This is a genomic window from Massilia timonae, assembly GCF_001866515.1.
In the GTDB taxonomy this organism is placed as follows: domain Bacteria; phylum Pseudomonadota; class Gammaproteobacteria; order Burkholderiales; family Burkholderiaceae_D; genus Telluria; species Telluria timonae.
In genome coordinates this window covers 680544-696687 of record NZ_JRYB01000001.1, presented here as the reverse complement: position 1 = coordinate 696687, position 16144 = coordinate 680544, and the positions used below count along the sequence as shown (strand labels likewise).

At 67.4% G+C, this 16144-nt stretch carries 19 protein-coding genes; 13 read left to right on the top strand and 6 right to left on the bottom strand.

Annotation, left to right across the window (positions count from 1 at the left end):
• Positions 1-6: 6 nt before the first annotated feature.
• From LO55_RS03100 to LO55_RS03085, 4 genes are read left to right on the top strand one after another with little or no spacing between them, the layout of a single operon-like run.
• Positions 7-810 (top strand): thiazole synthase, encoded by an 804-nt coding sequence (locus LO55_RS03100; protein ID WP_071360409.1) that lies wholly within the window; start codon positions 7-9, stop codon positions 808-810.
• A complete protein-coding gene (locus LO55_RS03095; protein ID WP_071360408.1) occupies positions 807-1553 on the top strand; it encodes a bifunctional hydroxymethylpyrimidine kinase/phosphomethylpyrimidine kinase in 747 nt (248 codons plus the stop codon). Before LO55_RS03100 ends, LO55_RS03095 begins: the two co-directional genes overlap by 4 nt.
• Before the next feature lie 11 nt (positions 1554-1564).
• Positions 1565-2179 carry a thiamine phosphate synthase gene (gene thiE, locus LO55_RS03090; RefSeq protein ID WP_071360407.1) on the top strand — a complete coding sequence of 205 codons (615 nt, stop codon included), beginning with the start codon at positions 1565-1567 and terminating at the stop codon, positions 2177-2179.
• 38 nt (positions 2180-2217) lie between these two features.
• Positions 2218-2931 carry an ion channel gene (locus LO55_RS03085; RefSeq protein WP_071360406.1) on the top strand — a complete coding sequence of 238 codons (714 nt, stop codon included), beginning with the start codon at positions 2218-2220 and terminating at the stop codon, positions 2929-2931.
• Here the strand turns inward: LO55_RS03085 and LO55_RS03080 are convergent.
• Positions 2928-3278, bottom strand: coding sequence for a nuclear transport factor 2 family protein (locus LO55_RS03080; protein ID WP_071360405.1), 351 nt, complete (start codon positions 3276-3278; stop codon positions 2928-2930). The two genes, LO55_RS03085 and LO55_RS03080, sit on opposite strands and share 4 nt — an antisense overlap.
• Before the next feature lie 117 nt (positions 3279-3395).
• Here LO55_RS03080 and LO55_RS03075 point away from each other — a divergent pair, with 117 nt between their 5' ends.
• On the top strand, positions 3396-3932 hold the full coding sequence (locus tag LO55_RS03075) for a GNAT family N-acetyltransferase (protein WP_071360404.1): 537 nt from the start codon (positions 3396-3398) through the stop codon (positions 3930-3932).
• On the opposite strand, the gene LO55_RS03070 is transcribed toward LO55_RS03075, so the two are convergent.
• A complete protein-coding gene (locus tag LO55_RS03070) occupies positions 3895-4512 on the bottom strand; it encodes a hypothetical protein (RefSeq protein WP_143054442.1) in 618 nt (205 codons plus the stop codon). The genes LO55_RS03075 and LO55_RS03070 overlap by 38 nt on opposite strands.
• Positions 4513-4703: 191 nt before the next feature.
• On the opposite strand from LO55_RS03070, the gene LO55_RS03065 reads away from it, so the two are divergent.
• The 3 genes from LO55_RS03065 (at position 4704) to LO55_RS03055 (ending at position 7584) form a co-directional block, all read left to right on the top strand.
• Positions 4704-5351, top strand: a complete 648-nt coding sequence (locus LO55_RS03065; protein ID WP_071360402.1) for an ANTAR domain-containing response regulator — start codon at positions 4704-4706, stop codon at positions 5349-5351.
• Between the two features lie 79 nt (positions 5352-5430).
• Positions 5431-6537, top strand: a complete 1107-nt coding sequence (locus LO55_RS03060; protein WP_040777195.1) for an S-(hydroxymethyl)glutathione dehydrogenase/class III alcohol dehydrogenase — start codon at positions 5431-5433, stop codon at positions 6535-6537.
• A gap of 207 nt (positions 6538-6744) precedes the next feature.
• A complete protein-coding gene (locus tag LO55_RS03055; protein WP_071360401.1) occupies positions 6745-7584 on the top strand; it encodes a hypothetical protein in 840 nt (279 codons plus the stop codon).
• Here the strand turns inward: LO55_RS03055 and scpC are convergent.
• Both scpC and LO55_RS03045 read right to left on the bottom strand, forming a co-directional pair.
• Positions 7581-9098 (bottom strand): succinyl-CoA:acetate CoA-transferase ScpC, encoded by a 1518-nt coding sequence (gene scpC, locus LO55_RS03050; RefSeq protein WP_071360400.1) that lies wholly within the window; start codon positions 9096-9098, stop codon positions 7581-7583. The two genes, LO55_RS03055 and scpC, sit on opposite strands and share 4 nt — an antisense overlap.
• Positions 9099-9150: 52 nt before the next feature.
• Positions 9151-10092 (bottom strand): bestrophin family protein, encoded by a 942-nt coding sequence (locus LO55_RS03045; protein WP_071360399.1) that lies wholly within the window; start codon positions 10090-10092, stop codon positions 9151-9153.
• 146 nt (positions 10093-10238) lie between these two features.
• Here LO55_RS03045 and hpaR point away from each other — a divergent pair, with 146 nt between their 5' ends.
• Positions 10239-10727, top strand: coding sequence for a homoprotocatechuate degradation operon regulator HpaR (hpaR, locus tag LO55_RS03040; RefSeq protein WP_005667982.1), 489 nt, complete (start codon positions 10239-10241; stop codon positions 10725-10727).
• A 47-nt stretch (positions 10728-10774) separates the two neighbouring features.
• Here hpaR and LO55_RS03035 read toward each other — a convergent pair whose 3' ends face one another.
• Complete coding sequence (locus LO55_RS03035; RefSeq protein WP_005667984.1) at positions 10775-11320, bottom strand: SRPBCC family protein; 546 nt, start codon at positions 11318-11320, stop codon at positions 10775-10777.
• Positions 11321-11559: 239 nt separating this feature from the next.
• Here LO55_RS03035 and LO55_RS03030 point away from each other — a divergent pair, with 239 nt between their 5' ends.
• On the top strand, positions 11560-11961 hold the full coding sequence (locus LO55_RS03030; protein ID WP_071360398.1) for a GFA family protein: 402 nt from the start codon (positions 11560-11562) through the stop codon (positions 11959-11961).
• A 78-nt stretch (positions 11962-12039) separates the two neighbouring features.
• A complete protein-coding gene (locus LO55_RS03025) occupies positions 12040-12471 on the top strand; it encodes a hypothetical protein (RefSeq protein WP_143054441.1) in 432 nt (143 codons plus the stop codon).
• A 21-nt stretch (positions 12472-12492) separates the two neighbouring features.
• Here LO55_RS03025 and LO55_RS03020 read toward each other — a convergent pair whose 3' ends face one another.
• A complete protein-coding gene (locus LO55_RS03020; protein ID WP_005667989.1) occupies positions 12493-13905 on the bottom strand; it encodes an aminotransferase-like domain-containing protein in 1413 nt (470 codons plus the stop codon).
• A gap of 316 nt (positions 13906-14221) precedes the next feature.
• Between LO55_RS03020 and LO55_RS03015 the strand changes: the two genes are divergently transcribed.
• Positions 14222-14797 (top strand): MSMEG_0567/Sll0786 family nitrogen starvation N-acetyltransferase, encoded by a 576-nt coding sequence (locus tag LO55_RS03015; RefSeq protein ID WP_071360396.1) that lies wholly within the window; start codon positions 14222-14224, stop codon positions 14795-14797.
• Positions 14794-16074 (top strand): MSMEG_0569 family flavin-dependent oxidoreductase, encoded by a 1281-nt coding sequence (locus LO55_RS03010; RefSeq protein WP_071360395.1) that lies wholly within the window; start codon positions 14794-14796, stop codon positions 16072-16074. The genes LO55_RS03015 and LO55_RS03010 overlap by 4 nt, the downstream gene beginning before the upstream one ends.
• Positions 16075-16144: the final 70 nt, after the last annotated feature.

Genomic DNA, 16144 nt, shown 5'->3' with positions numbered 1-16144 from the left:
CGAGACATGAATGCATTGAACGACATCAAACAGGACGTGCTGACCATCGCCGGCCGCTCTTACCAATCCCGCCTGCTGGTCGGCAGCGGCAAGTACCGCGACCTGGAACAGACCCGCGAAGCCACGCTGGCGGCCGGCGCCGAGATCATCACGGTGGCGATCCGCCGCGTGAACATCGGCCAGGACCCGAACGCGCCGAGCCTGCTGGACGTGCTGCCCCCTAGCGAATTCACCATCCTGCCGAACACGGCCGGCTGCTATACCGCCAGGGACGCGATCTACACCTTGCAGATGGCGCGCGAGCTGCTGGGCGGGCACAAGCTGGTCAAGCTCGAGGTGCTGGGCGACCAGAAGACGCTGTTCCCGCATATGCCCGAGACCCTGGTCGCGGCGGAGGCGCTGGTGAAGGACGGCTTCGACGTCATGGTCTATTGCAGCGACGACCCGATCCAGGCCCGCATCCTGCAGGAGATCGGCTGCGTGGCGGTGATGCCGCTGGCCTCACTGATCGGCTCGGGCATGGGCATCCTCAATCCGTGGAATCTGTCCCTGATCATCGAGCAGGCCACGGTGCCGGTGCTGGTCGACGCCGGCGTCGGCACGGCGTCGGACGCCGCGATCGCGATGGAACTGGGCTGCGATGGCGTGTTGATGAACACCGCGATCGCCGCCGCGGGCGATCCGGTGCGCATGGCGCGCGCCATGAAGCATGCGGTGCTGGCTGGGCGCGACGCCTATCTTGCGGGCCGCATGCCGAAGCGCTTCGCGGCCTCGCCCTCGTCCCCGGTGGAAGGGAAGATCACGGGATGACGGCCTGCGTGCTGGTCTTCGCCGGGCTCGATCCCGGCGGCGGCGCCGGCCTTGCCGCCGACATCCTGGCGATCGCGGCGCAGGGCGCGCATCCGCTGCCGGTGGCCACCGCCCTGACGGCGCAGGACAATAACCGGGTCCATGCGGCGAGCCCGGTCGACGCCGAATGGGTCGCGCGCCAGGCGGCGCCGCTGCTGGCGGCCTTCGAGATCGGGGCGGTCAAGCTCGGCATTCCCGGCAATGCCGCCAACGCGGCGGCGATCGCGGACGTCATCCGGACCTTGCGCGCGCGCCGTCCCACCTTGCCGGTGGTGCTCGATCCGGTGCTGGCCAGCGGCCATGGCGATGCGCTGGGGCAGGGCGACGCCGTCAAGGCGCTGCGCGAACTGCTGGCGCTGGCGACGATCGTGCTGCCCAACCTGCCCGAACACGAAGCACTGGGCGAGATCCACGGCGCGCAGCTGCTGGTGACCGGCGGCCATGCCGCAGGCGACACCGTCGTCAACCGCTGGCTGGTCGACGGCGTCGAGGCGCGCGCCTGGCACTGGCCGCGCCTGCCGCACGGCTACCACGGCAGCGGCTGCACGCTGGCCGCGGCGCTGGCGGCGCGGCTGGCGCTGGGTGAGCGCATGGAGGCGGCGCTCGACGCAGCCCAGGCCTATACCCACCACACGCTGGCGCAGTCGTATGCGCTGGCGCCCGGGCAGCGCATCCCGCGCCGTCTATTGCAACTGACAACCTGAAAGGAGTCGACATGCGCGGCTTGTACCTCGTTACCCCGAACTGGGACGATACGGAAAAACTGATCGCCGCGACCGACGCCGCCCTGGGCGCCGGCGCCGCGCTGGTCCAGTACCGCCACAAGGAAGCCGGTCCCGCATTGCGCGGGGAGCAGGCGACGGCGCTGCTCGCGCTTTGCCGCCGCCACGGCCGGCCGCTCGTCATCAATGACCACGTCGACCTGTGCCAGGCGATCGACGCCGACGGCGTGCACCTGGGCCATACCGATGGCGGCGTCCAGGAGGCGCGCGCGCTGCTGGGGAAGGACAAGATCGTCGGCGCCTCGTGCTACGGCGAGCTGGCCCTGGCCCGCGCGGCGGTCGAAGCCGGCGCCAGCTACGTCGCCTTCGGCGGCTTCTATCCGTCGCCGGTCAAGAAGTACACCTTCGTCACGCCGCCGGAGCTGCTGGACCAGGCGCGCGCCGAGTTCAATGTGCCGATCGTGGTCATCGGCGGCATGACGCCGAGCAATGCGGCGCCGCTGGTGGCGCGCGGGATCGACCTGGTGGCGGCGATCACGAGCGTCTATGGTTCGCGCGATCCCGGCGCTGCGGCGCACGCATTCGGCGCGCTGTTTCCGCCCGCCTGAACCTACAATGGGCGCATCGCGATCACCGTCGTCCATCCATGCGCCCATTGCTCCTGTTCGTCCACACCCGCCGCCACCCGTCCGCCATCCTGTTGCTGGTCCAGCTGATCGGCATGCTGGCCTATCCCTTCATCGAGGGCACGCCGGCCGGCCAGGTGGCCTTCAATGCCTTCGGCATCGTGGTGCTGGCCTTCACCATCCGCATGGTCCGGCGCACGCCGGGCGAGGTGCGGGTCAGCTGGGCGCTGGCGGTGCCGATCATCGCGCTGCTGCTGGCGCAGATCCTGTTCGGGCTGCGCGAACTGCTGGCCTGGTCGTCGGGGCTCGAGGCGCTGTTCTATTTCTATGCGGCGGGCAGCCTGATCGCCTATATGATGGACGACGAGCTGGCCACCACCGACGAGCTGTTCGCGGCCGGCGCCACCTTCACCCTGCTCGCATGGGGCTTCACCCACATGTACATCCTGGTGCAGGAACTCCATCCCGGCAGCTTCGCGGCTGCCGTCAACTCCGGCGCGCCGCGCACCTGGACCGAACTGAATTACCTGAGCTTCGCGCTGCTGTCGAGCACCGGCATCGGCGACGTGATCCCGCTGACCGTGCATGCGCGGGCACTGGCCAGCGTCGAGATGCTGGTCGGGCTGATGTACCTGGCGGTGGTGGTGGCGCGGTTGATTGCGTTCACCACGCGTAACCGGATCGCGGTCGGGCGGGCGCGCAAGCGCCGCATGGAGGATTGGGAGAAGGACTAGTCGACTGGCACCACGAAGGCGCGCAACTCCGCCATCTTGCCGTCGCGGAAACGCCAGACGTCGCTATAGGCATTCTGCACCGTGTTGCCTTGCTCGTCCTTCGATTCGATGTCGCCCAGGGCGACCACGAGATCGCCTTCCGCGACCAGCTCGCGCACGGTGAACTTCGGCGGCTCGGCATAGCCATCCACCATCCAGGCGCGCACCGCTTCCTTGCCGCGCAGGGTTTCGCCGCCGACCGTCGACCAGACGAGGTCGTCGGTGCAGAACGCCAGGAATCCTTCGTTGTCGCCGCGGGTCACCGCCGCATTCGCCTGTTGCAGGATGCTCTTGTTCAGTTCGGACATGAAATCTCTCCTTGGTTAGAAGCTTCAATGTACCAATTGTCGCTCATCGGGGGCGCTCGGCAATGAGCCGGATGCTGCCTGCTAAAATCGGTTTCCTGGAATAAACGAGAGTTCGTCATGACCCGCTCTGCATTCTCCATCAGACCATTCACGGCCGACGAATGGCCGGCCTACCGCGCGATCCGCCTGCGCGCGCTGGCCGATGCGCCCGACGCCTTCGGCAGCACCCTGGCCGCCGAAGAAGCGCTGGCGCCCGAGACCTGGGCCGCCCGGCTGGCGCGCTCGACCACGTCAGGCATCGACCGCGCGCTGGCCGCCGAGATGGATGGCGCCCTGGTCGGCCTGGCCTGGGCCAAGCAGGACGGCGACGACGCAACCATCGTCAACTTGTTCCAGATGTGGGTGGCGCCCGAGGCGCGCGGACGGGGCATGGCCGGCGCCTTGCTGGACGAGGCCGTGCGCTGGGCCACGGAGCGCGGCGCCCAGGCGATGCAACTGGGCGTCACCTGCACCAATGCCGATGCCCTGCGCCTCTACGAGCGCGCCGGTTTCGTCGAGGCCGGCGTGCGCGAGCCCTTGCGGCCGGGCTCGGACCTGATGGAGCAGCGCATGCGGCTCACGCTTCCCGGCCCAGCGCGCGCAGGCAGGCCATGACGCGCTTGCCCGGATAGTCGAGCAGCGGCGGAGGGCCACCCCAGAATCGGTAGCTGACGGTCCGGCGTTCGATCGTGTCAAGGTAAGCCGGGTTCTCGCGCACGAAGGCGGCAAGGGCGGCCCGCATGTCCGCGTCGAGCACCGGCAGCGCCGCTTCGATGCGCTGCACGATCTCGATCACGTATTCGCCGACGAGATGCACGATGAAGGGCGCCATCCAGCCTTGCGGCGCGGCCAGCAGGCGGGCCAGGCATTCCTCGCGCAGGTAGCCATCATGGTGGCGAGTCCCGAGGCACCACGCAATGCCGCGTGCGGTGGCGTCACGGCCGGCATCGTCCAGCGGCAGGCCGCGCTCGAAGTAGAGGCGCCAGGGAATCGTCAGCATCTGCCCGTCGAGCATGACCTGGTACACGTGGTGACGGTGTTCGGAATGCCAGGCGGCGTCCCCGGTCAGGGCGCTTGCCGCCGGCCTTAGCGCGGCAGGGAAGGCGAGGGACAGATCGAGCGCGGGTATTCCCGGCAATGGCATCGGCGTCGCGGCGTAGAGATGCGCGGCGCGCACCTTCGCGGAATCGGGCATGGTGTTCTCCATTTGGCCCTGCAAAGGTGCAGGGAACGATGGTATCCCAAGAAATGCATCGGCGCCAGCCATTCCGTGAATCTGACATTGTGTCGTTTCCAACTGGCGCGTTCACAATCTTGCGTGCTATATTTTTTTCGTGCTCCAGCACGTCAGCGGCGCTGACGTCCCATGTATAGACAGGAGGAAGCATGAACCCACAACCACCAGCGCGCCGCCTGGTACTGATCGTCGACGACGATGCGCTGCTGCGCGAATACCTGGCCGAGGTGCTGCAGCATGCGGGCCACGATACCCTCGACGCCGGCACGGCGGCCGAGGCCCTGCGCACGATCGAGGAGCGGGGAGACGGGATCGCCCTGGTCCTGCTCGACATCGAGATGCCCGGCATGTCGGGCCTGGCGCTGGCGCGCCTGCTGCGCGAAGAAACGACCATCCCCTTCATGTTCCTGTCGGCCAGCGACGATGCGGCGACGGCGCGCGCCGCCGCCGATGCCGGCGCGGTCGGTTACCTGGTCAAGCCGGTCGACGGCGCGCAGTTGCTGCCGGCGTTCGCTGCGGCGCTGGCGCGCGGCGACGACATCCGGCGCCTGCGCCGCAGCGAGGAAAGCCTGACCTCGGCGCTGGCGGCGGGACGCGAGACCAGCATCGCGGTCGGCGTGCTGATGGCGCGCTTTCACATCGACCGCCACCTGGCTTTCGACGTGCTGCGCGACGAGGCGCGCTCGCAGCGGCGCAAGATGGGCGAGGTGGCCGAGCAGATCCTGGCCGCCGAGGAAACCCTCAACGGGTTGCATGGCGCCATCGGCGAACGATTGCGGGGTCGCGGCCGGACGTGATTTCACAAGCTTGTTATCATGTCACCTTTGCGGCGCGCTCATGGACGCGCGGTTTTTCTTCAAGCAACGGGAATACGACATGAAAACGAAGGCAGCAATTGCATGGAAGGCGGGCCACCCGCTCACGATCGAAGAGGTCGAACTCGAAGGTCCGAAGGCCGGCGAGGTGCTGGTCGAGGTCAAGGCCACCGGCATCTGCCACACCGACTACTACACGCTGTCGGGCGCCGATCCCGAAGGCATCTTCCCGGCCATCCTGGGCCATGAAGGCGCCGGCGTGGTGGTCGACGTCGGTCCCGGCGTGACGAGCCTGCGCCGCGACGATCACGTGATTCCGCTGTATACGCCAGAATGCCGCCAGTGCAAATTCTGCCTGTCGCAGAAGACCAACCTGTGCCAGGCAATCCGTTCGACGCAGGGCCGCGGCCTGATGCCCGATGCGACCTCCCGTTTTTCGCTGGATGGCCAGCCGATCTACCACTACATGGGCACCTCGACCTTCTCGAACTACATCGTGGTTCCCGAGATCGCCCTGGCCAAGGTGCGTAATGACGCGCCATTCGACAAGATCTGCTACATCGGTTGCGGCGTCACCACCGGCATCGGCGCCGTGATCTTCACCGCCAAGGTCGAAGCGGGCGCCAACGTGGTCGTGTTCGGCCTGGGCGGCATCGGCCTGAACGTGATCCAGGCGGCCAGGATGGTGGGCGCCGACAAGATCATCGGCGTCGACCTGAACCCGGAACGCGAAGCCATGGCGCGCAAGTTCGGCATGACCCATTTCATCAACCCGACCAAGGTCGAGAACGTCGTCGACAGCATCATCCAGCTGACCGACGGCGGCGCCGACTACAGCTTCGAGTGCGTGGGCAACGTCAACACCATGCGCCAGGCGCTCGAGTGCTGCCACAAGGGTTGGGGCCAGTCGATCATCATCGGCGTGGCGGCGGCCGGCCAGGAGATTTCCACCCGTCCGTTCCAGCTGGTGACCGGCCGCGAATGGAAAGGTTCGGCCTTCGGCGGCGCACGCGGCCGTACCGACGTGCCGAAGATCGTCGACTGGTATATGGAAAACAAGATCAATATCGACGACCTGATCACCCACCACCTGCCGCTCGACCGCATCAACGAAGGCTTCGACCTGATGAAGTCGGGCGAGTCGATCCGTTCGGTCGTGGTGTACTAACTATCCGGCGGGCCGCCCGGCCTGCCGCATATGCACCGTTCCAGCGCGGCCTTCGGGCCGCGTCGTCGTTTTGGCGGCTTCGGCGCCTGTACCACCGCCTGTTCCGCGATTTCGACCGTCTGTCGCAGCGCGCTGTGCGGCGCATGCCGTCTTGTCTACAGTGTTTTCATCGCCGGCCGCGCCCGGCCCATCACTGGAGACCGACCCATGTCACGCACCGCATCGCCCCACTGGAAGCTGGCGCTTCCGCTCCTCGGCCTCGCTACCCTGGCGGCGTTCGCCATGCCGACCCAGGCGGCGGCCGACGGCAAGCCGCGCGTGGTGCGCGTGGCGGCGGCGGACGAGCCCTACGCCCTGGTACGCGAGACGTCGGGCAGTTTCGACATCAGCGGCGGCAGCGACGACTGGGACGAGGTGCGCGCGGCCCAGCGCGCCATCCAGGGCGAATTCATCTGGTTCCGCGCGGATGGGCGTGGCTACGTGATCCAGGATCCGGACACGGTCAAGCGGGCGCGCGCCGCCTGGGCGCCGCTCGACCGGCTGGGCGAGATGATGAAGGTCCACGGCAAGGAAATGGAAAAGCACGGCAAGAAGATGGAAGCGCTGGGCCGCGACATGGAGCGCGCAGCCGCCAAGCCGGCCTATATGCCGAGCGAGCGCGACATGCGCGAAGTCGACGACGGCATGCAGGCGCTGAGCAAGCACATGGACCTGCTGAGCCGGCAAATGGCGGCGGCGCGCGACGATGCGGAGCGCCGGATCATCCAGCAGAAGATGGCCGAAACCGGCAAGCGCATGTCCGACGCCGGCGAGCGCATCGGCGAAGCCTACAACGGTCCGCAGGCGCGCCAGCAGCGCGCCTCGATGGAAGACATCAGCCGCCAGATGGAAATCGCCAACCAGCCGATGGAAAGGCTGGGCAAGCGCATGGGCGAGCTGGGCAAGGAGATGGAACGCGAGAGCAAGGCCGCCGACAAGACGGTGCGCGCCCTGATCAGGGACGCGCGCGCGAAAGGACTCGCCAAGCCCGTGCCGACGGCAAGTTAATCCGCAAGCGGCAGCATCGAACCGGTTTCGCGGTACCGCACGTGCCACGAATACGCCTTCTCCAGCACGTGCGGCGTGTGGCCGCCGCGCGCATTCGCTTCTTCGACGTAGTCGCGCAGCATCTGCTTGTACGGCTCGGCCACGCAGTGGTCGATGATGCGCTGGGCGCGTTCGCGCGGGGCCAGGCCGCGCAGGTCGGCCAGGCCGACTTCGGTCACCACGATATCGACGTCGTGCTCGGTGTGGTCGACGTGCGAGACCATCGGCACGATGCTCGAGATCTTGCCGCCCTTGGCCACCGACTTGGTCGCGAACACCGACAGATAGGCGTTGCGCGCGAAGTCGCCCGAGCCGCCGATGCCGTTCATCATGTGGGTGCCGCCCACGTGGGTCGAGTTGATATTGCCGTAGATGTCGAACTCGAGCGCCGTGTTGATGGCGATGAGTCCCAGGCGGCGGATGACTTCCGGATGGTTGCTCACTTCCTGCGGACGCAGCACCAGGCGGTCCTTGTACTTTTCCAGCTCGGCGAACACCTGCCGTCCCTTTTCCTCGGACAGCGTGATCGACGAACCCGAGGCGAAATCGAGCTTGCCGGCGTCGAACAGGTCGAAGGTCGAATCCTGCAGCACCTCGGAGTACATGGTCAGGCCCTTGAACGGACCGTCGATCAGGCCGGCCAGCACGGCGTTGGCGATGGTGCCAATGCCGGCCTGGATCGGCATCAAGCGCTCGGTCAGGCGGCCGGCGGCGATCTCGGCGTTGAAGAAATCGGTCAGGTGGCCGGCGATGGCGGCGGTGTCGTCGTCCGGCGGCTGGATGGTGGAAGCGCTGTCGTGCTTCTCGGTCATGACGATGGCCACGATCTTCTCGGGCGGGATGGCGATCGCCGTGGCGCCGATGCGGTCGCTGACGTTCATCAGCGGCATCGGCTCGCGCTGCGGGCGGTGCTTGGGGATGAAGACGTCGTGCAGGCCTTCGAGCGCCGGCGACTGCGAGAGGTTGATCTCGACGATCACCTTGTCGGCCAGGATCGCGAAGCTGGCGCTGTTGCCGACCGAGGTGGTCGGGATGATGGCGCCGCTCTCGGTGATCGCGATCGCCTCGATGATGGCGACGTCCACCGGCGCGAGCTGGCGCGTGCGCAGCAGCTCGACGGTCTCGGACAGGTGCTGGTCGGTGAACATCACCTCGCCGCGGTTGATCGCGGCGCGCAGGGTAGGGTCGGTCTGGAACGGCATGCGGCGCGCCAGCGCACCGGCCTGGGTCAGCGCCGCGTCGGTCTCGCCGCCGAGCGAGGCGCCGGTGATCAGGGTGATCGCCAGCGGCGCGCTGCGTGCGCGTTCGGCCAGCGCCAGCGGCACCGCCTTGGCGTCGCCGGCGCGGGTGAAGCCGCTGGTGCCGACAGTCATGCCGTCCTGGATCCATTCTGCGGCATGGGCGGCGCTGGTGATGCGCTCGCGCAGTTGCGGCAGGCGGACGCGGTCGTGGGCAAGGTGGTGATCGTGATGCATGGTTTCTCCTCAGGTTCAGGCTTGGTGTGGTCTTGTTTTTCTTGAAGGGGGATCAGGTCAGGCAGTAGTCGACCGGCTGCAGAGGCGGCGGCACGTGTTCGTCGCGCAGCGCGTTGCGCAGGTCGATCTCGATGGCGCGGCACATGGCGTCCAGCGGCAGGTCGTTGTGTTCGATGCCGAACGGCTCTTCCAGCTCGTCGCCCAGCGCATCCAGGCCGAAGAAGGTGTAGGCCACGATGGCGACCACGAACGGCGTCATGAAGCCGATCGAATCGACCAGGCCGAAGGGCAGCAGGAAGCAATAGATATAGGCGGTGCGGTGCAGCAGCAGCGTGTACGAAAAGGGGATGGGCGTGTTCTTGATGCGCTCGCACGATGCGGCGGCGGCGGTCAGCGCCGACAGGGTGTTGTCGATGTTGGCCGCCAGGCAGGCCTCGATGCGCCCCTCCTTGATGCAGCGTTGCAGGTCGTCGCCCATGTGGCGCATCAGGCTGTCGGGCTTGTTGCGGGCGCGCGCCATGTCTTCGTACTCGTCCGGCAGCAAAAAGGTGGCCAGGTAGGGCGAGCCGGACTGGTCGCGCAGGTGGTCGCGCAGCGCGTGGACAAAGGCGATCGCGCGGTAGATGATGCGAACCCGTGTATCCTGCAAGCCATTGCTTGCGAGGGCCGGCCGTGGGTCGTCGATCAGGCTCATGGTCTGGCGCGCCAGGTTCCGGCAGCGCAGCACCAGCTCGCCCCACAGCTTGCGGCCTTCCCAGAAGCGGTCATAGGCCGAGTTGTTGCGAAAGCCGAGGAAGATCGCGATCGGCAGCCCGATCAGCGTGAAGGGGATCGTGGTGAGGGTGATCTTGAGGTCCCACAGGTCGCCGTGAGACCAGGTGACCAGGGTCGCCACCGCAATATTGACCAGCAGGACAGGCAGGATGCGGGGCAGGACCGAGCCGCGCAACAGGAGGAACAGCTTGAGCCCGGAAGGGCGCTCTCGGATAATCACGGTACCGACCGCATTCGCAAAAAAATAGACGGAGTCAAGGAAAACTCACTAATATATTCGCAGTAAATCACTAATATCTTAGTCAGTCAAGCGCTTGTGCTTGTGCGATCATTCTTGACGTAGACACACTTAACACGGAGCACGCATTGGCCCGCCGTATCACTCACCGCAACCTGCCCCAACTTTTCCTGAAAGCGCGCGAATCGCTGATGTCGCATTTTCGCCCCATCCTCAACCATTTTGGCGTGACCGAGCAGCAGTGGCGCATCCTGCGCGTGCTGGACGAGCACGGGCAGCTGGAGCCACGCGAGATGTGCGACCTGTGCCAGATCCTGAGTCCGAGCATGACCGGCGTGCTGTCGCGGATGGAAGAACTGGGCCTGATCGAGCGCCAGCGCGTGGCGGCCGACCAGCGCCGCATCTGGGTGCGGCTGGCGCCGAAGGGCGACAAGTTGATCGACGAGATCGCGCCGCTGATCGAGCAGCAGTACACATTGATCGAGGGAGCGTATGGCAGCCAGGTCGTCGACGACCTGTCGCGGGCGCTGGAGGGTTTCATCGAGGCGCAGGCGACGCCGGTGGAGAGGGTGGAGTTGCCGGCGACGACGAAGGCGGTGAATAGCCGTCGGCCGTGAACGTGCGGGATCGGCGGCCGCGCCGCCGATCCCGCGTCAGCCAGCAATCAATGCTGGTCGATCTTGCCGCGCCAGCCGCCGGTCTCGGTGCCGCGCTTCTCGAGCAGCTCCTTGAAGTTGGCCAGGTTCGAACGCGCTTCCATGCGCACGGCGCCCAGGGCGTCGCCCAGGGTTTCCAATGGGCCTTCCGGCTCGTAGTCCATCTGCAGCGCGATGCGCGTGACGGTGTCCGAGATCTTGTGGAAGGTGACCACGCCGCCGTTCTTGACGCCGGTGACGCTGCGCCAGGCGATGCGGTTGTCCGGGATCTGCTCGGTGATCTCGGCATCCCATTCCTTGTCTTCGCCGGCCACATTGGCCTTCCAGTGCAGGTGCTTGTCGTCCAGCTGGCGAATTTCTTTCACGCTCTTCATGAATTGCGGGAAGTCTTCGAACTGGGTGAACTGGTTATAGGCAGTGCGCACAGGCACGTTGACTTCGATCGTCTCGACGATCGACGAGCTGGCGCCAAAGCCACGGTTTTGCTTGAGTTTCTTCGACAGCATTGCGCCGCCGACGGCCAGGGCGGCCACGGTAACTACACGACCCAACATAGTGTTCTCCTTAGGTTTCGCCCGGGCGCGCCGCGCCGGCACGATGGCCGGCCCACGCGCCTGGGCTCGAATGAATGCACATGCGACGGGGTTCGCGACCTTGTCGCGAATCTGTCATTAAAATAAGCGAAAAGACAAGATGGGGGCGCGCGGCTGGGAAATCCCATTTATGAGAAGTTGCGCGACGTTAACGTGGTTTCCTGTGTGAAATCGAAGACGATGAAGTCGGGGAGAATCAGATGAGCTTGCAAGGTGGATGCTTCTGCGGGGCAGTGCGCTACGAGGCGCGCGGCGAACCTTTCAACAGCACGCTGTGCCATTGCACCGATTGCCGCAAGGCCTCGGGCGCCCCGGCCTTCGCCTGGTTCAGCGTCAAGACAACGAGCCTGCACTGGACCGTCAGCGCACCGCAGCGCTTCCGCTCCAGCGAACATGCGCTGCGTAGTTTCTGCCCGTCTTGCGGCACCACGCTCACCTGGCACGACGAGCGCTGGCCCGACGAGATCGACCTTGCCACCGCCAGCCTGGACGACCCGGAACAGGTGCCGCCGGCCGACCACACCTTCGTGCGTAGCCGGCTGGGCTGGCTAAAGCTGCAGGACGGCTTGCCGCAATATCAGAAGACACGGTCGGAAAGCTGATTTCATGCGGCCCGCATTGTCATCCGTGCAGGAAGATGCGAGCATGGAATCACCGTAACTTCTCGGAAAGCTACCGCCATGAGCGCACCATCGTCCAACCGCAAGCGTCGCCAGCTTTGCCTCGCCCTGCCTGTTGCAGCACTCGCAGGAGTGGCGGGCTCCGCCGCGCAAGCCCGTCCCTTGCCTCCGGCCGGGATCGGGCACACCAACCACCATACGGGATTCGAGGTGGCGCTGAAGCTGGACATGTTCGGCGAGGTCAGCAAGCCGGTCGTAGTCGCGCAGAATGCCGAGCGCATCACCTTGCGTGGCGTCCATGGCGAAACGCCGTGGGCCCTGGAGTTCACGATCGCCCGCATGGACTACCAGGGCAATCTGCGCGTGCAGGCCAGGCTGACCAGCAACGACGAAGTCCTGGCGGCGCCGATCCGCACCGCCGTGATCGGCCAGCGGGTGGTCGTGCGCGCCGACGACCAGATCGACGTCGCGCTGCTCGTCAGGCGCGTCTAGCGGCGGCAAGCGCGCCGGCGTTCACACGCCATGCGCGACGCACGGGGGCGGATGGCGCAGCGCCTGCCCCATGAGCTCCAGCGCATGCTGGATCTGGTAGCGGTCGGCCATGCCGCCCACGCACACCCGCACCGCCTCCGGCGCCATGCCCGGCGCCCCGACTGCGAACGCATCGCTGGCGACCACCGCCACGCCGGCCGCGGCCATCGTCTCGGCGAATTGCCGGCGCCCCCACGGCGCGGGTAGCCGCAGCCATAGATGAAAACTGTCCGGCGTGGCGTCGACGCTCGCGTCGGGCAGGGCGCGCAGCGCGATCTTGTGGCGCACCGCGCATTCCTTGCGGATGGCGGCCAGCATCAGGTCGGCCGTGCCGTCGCGGATCCAGCGCGTCGCCAGCGCCGCCGTGATCGGCGAGACCATGGTCGTGGTGGCGCGGATGGCGGCCGTCAGGCGCGCCGTGTAATGGGCGTCAGGGGCGACCAGGAAGCCGACGCGCAGGCCCGCGCCCACGCATTTGGCGAGGCCGGCGATATAGAAGGTGATGTCCGGCCCCATGCTGGCCAGCGGCGGCGGGCCGGAACGCGGCAGGAAGCCGTAGGCGTCGTCCTCGATGATCGCCACGCCATGAAAGCGCGCCACCTCCACCAGCGCCTGGCGCCGCTGCGCCGACATCACCGCCGTGGTCGGATTGAGCAGGGTCGGGTTACAATACAGCGCCTTCGGCGCGTACTGGGCGCAGGCGGCGGCGAAGGCGACCGCATCGATGCCTTCGCCGTCCATCGGCAACCCCACCAGTTTCAGGCCCAGCTGGCCGGCCAGCGCGCGCAACCCCGGATAGGTCAGCTCTTCGCAGCACACGACCGAGCCCGCGGGCGCGATCGCGCCCAGCACCGCCAGCAGCGCGCACTGGGCGCCCGGCGTGACCAGCACCCGTTCCTGGGGAACCACCAGGCCGCGCCGGCGCAGCCACAGCGCACCGGCCTCGCGATCGGCGCGCGAGCCGCAGAAGTCCTGGTAGCGCAGCAGGTCGCGCAGGTGGGCGCCGACTTCCGCATAGCCGGCCTGCATCAGCTGCGCCAGTTCGGGCGACGCCGGCTCGGGCGGCATGTTCATCGACAGGTCGATGTTCGGCCGTCCTTCGACCGCGCGCGGGATGGCGGGACGGCGCTTGCCGCACACGAAGGTGCCGCGCCCCACCGTTGAATCGACCAGCCCGCGCCGCTGCGCCTCGACATAGGCGCGCGCCACCGTGGTGAAGTCGATCCCGAGGCCGGCGGCCAGCCGGCGCTGGGCCGGCAAGCGCTGCTCCGGCATCAGGCGGCCGGTCGTGATGTCGTCGGCGATCGCATTCGCGATCTGCTGGTAGAAGGGCAGGGCGCCGGGCGTGTTCGCTTTCTTCAGCCTGGGCATCCAGCCATCGAATTTCTTGCTCATTGCTGCCGGCCTCCATGACGTTGTTGCGGGCGCGCGCAGGCACCGAAAAGGCTCAACGCGCACCCGGATGATGCGATATCCGCGACTTCGTGTGGCGGCCCCTGGCGCCGATTGTATGGAGCGAATGTATGGAGCCGGCGGACGACGCAAAAAGCCGCCTCCCTCGTCTGGCCCGATGCAAGGCGCGTGCCAGAAGGGGCGGGCGCGCCGTGGCCCGGAATGACCGCAGGCGCCTGCAGTCAAGTCGAGCCTCCGGCGCCATTGATTGGCACGCCCCATGCATTCAATCCAGGCATCGCCCGCCAGGAGAACGATCATGATGAACGAGCTGCCCCTCGCCTATCTGCCCAGCGAGTTTCGCGTCAAATGGGTCACCCTGCCATGGGAGGCGGAGCAGGCCTACCGTCTGCGCCGCGCCGTGTTCTGCGAAGAGCAGGGCATCTTCGCGCACGACGACCGCGACGCGGTCGACGAACGCGCGCAGCTGCTGGTCGCGCTGTCGTGCCTGGCCGGCCTGCCCGACCAGGTGATCGGCACCGTGCGCATCCATGACGAAGGCGACGGCCTGTGGTTCGGTTCGCGGCTGGCCGTCGATCCCGCATGGCGCAAGCACGCCCGGCTCGGCATCACCCTCATCCGCCTGGCGGTCGCCAGCGCCGGCGCGCTGGGCTGCCGCGTGTTCCGCGCCCATGTGCAAAGCCAGAACGTGCCCCTGTTCCAGCGCCTCGACTGGCATGTGCTGCACGAGGAAACCCTGCTGGGACGGCCGCATCACCTGATGCAGGCCGACCTGGCCAGCTATCCGCCCTGCCACACCCCGCAAGCCGGCTATGCCGGCCTGGCGGCCAGGCCGGCGCCGTCTTCCAACCTTCCCACCGGAGAATCCGCATGACCACCCCCACCATCCTGCCTGCGCTCGATGCGCACTACGACGTCGCCATCGTCGGCGGTGGCCAGGCCGGCCTGTCCATGAGCTACTACCTGCAGCAGGCCGGCATCGGGCACATCGTGTTCGAAAAACACGTGCAGGCGCACGCCTGGCGCACCCAGCGCTGGGACGCGTTCTCGCTGGTGACCCCGAACTGGCAATGCCGGCTGCCCGGCCATCCGTATGCCGGCGACGATCCGCACGGCTTCATGCGGCGCGAACAGATCGTCGACTACCTGGACGGCTTCATCGCCAAGGTGAATGCGCCGGTGCGCGAGGGCGTCGAGGTGCGCGAGGTGGCGCCTTTGGCGAGCGGCGGCTTCGCGCTGCGCACCAGCATCGGCGACACCACCGCGGGGCAGGTCGTGGTGGCCTCGGGCTGCTACCAGGAGCCGATCGTGCCGCGCCTGGCCGAGCGCCTGCCGGCCGACATCGTGCAGCTGCACTCGGCCGACTACCGCAATCCGGACGGCCTGCCCGAAGGCGCGGTGCTGGTGGTCGGCTCCGGCCAGTCCGGCGCGCAGATCGCGGAAGACCTGCACCTGGCCGGCCGCCGCGTCCACCTGGCCACCGGCGACGCGCCGCGCTGCGCGCGCTTCTATCGCGGCCGCGACGTGGTCGACTGGCTGGCCGACATGGGTTATTACGACAAGTCGGTCAGCGAACACCCCTTGCGCGAAGGCGTGCGTGACAACACCAACCATTACGTCACGGGCCGCGACGGCGGCCGCGACATCGACCTGCGCGCCTTCGCGCTGCAGGGGATGCGGCTGCACGGCACCCTGACCGGTCTGAAGGGAACGCGGCTCGACTTCGCCCCCAACCTGAAGGCCAACCTGGACCAGGCCGACGCGGTCTACAACCGCATCAATGCCTCGATCGACCACTGGATCGCGTCCCAGGGCATCGATGCCCCGCCCGGCGCCGCCTACGTGGCGCCATGGGAGCCGGACGGCGCGCTGGCCGACACGCTCGACCTGCGCGCCGAGGGCATCGTGGCCGTGATCTGGTGCATCGGCTTCGCGCCGGATTTCAAATGGGTCAATGCGCCGGTCTTCAATGGGCGCGGCCATCCGGTCCACGTGCGCGGCGTCAGCGGCCAGCCGGGCCTGTATTTCCTGGGCCTGCCCTGGCTGCACACCTGGGGCTCCGGGCGCTTCTCGGGCGTGGCGCGCGATGCCGAGTACCTCGCGGAGCACATCACGGACCTGGCCGGCGCACCGGCGCTGCGGTATGCCTGACATGCCGCGGTGCACAGCGCGCGCCGTGATGTGGCATCTGCCGCACCGCCGCGACGCAGCCCCGGCACGC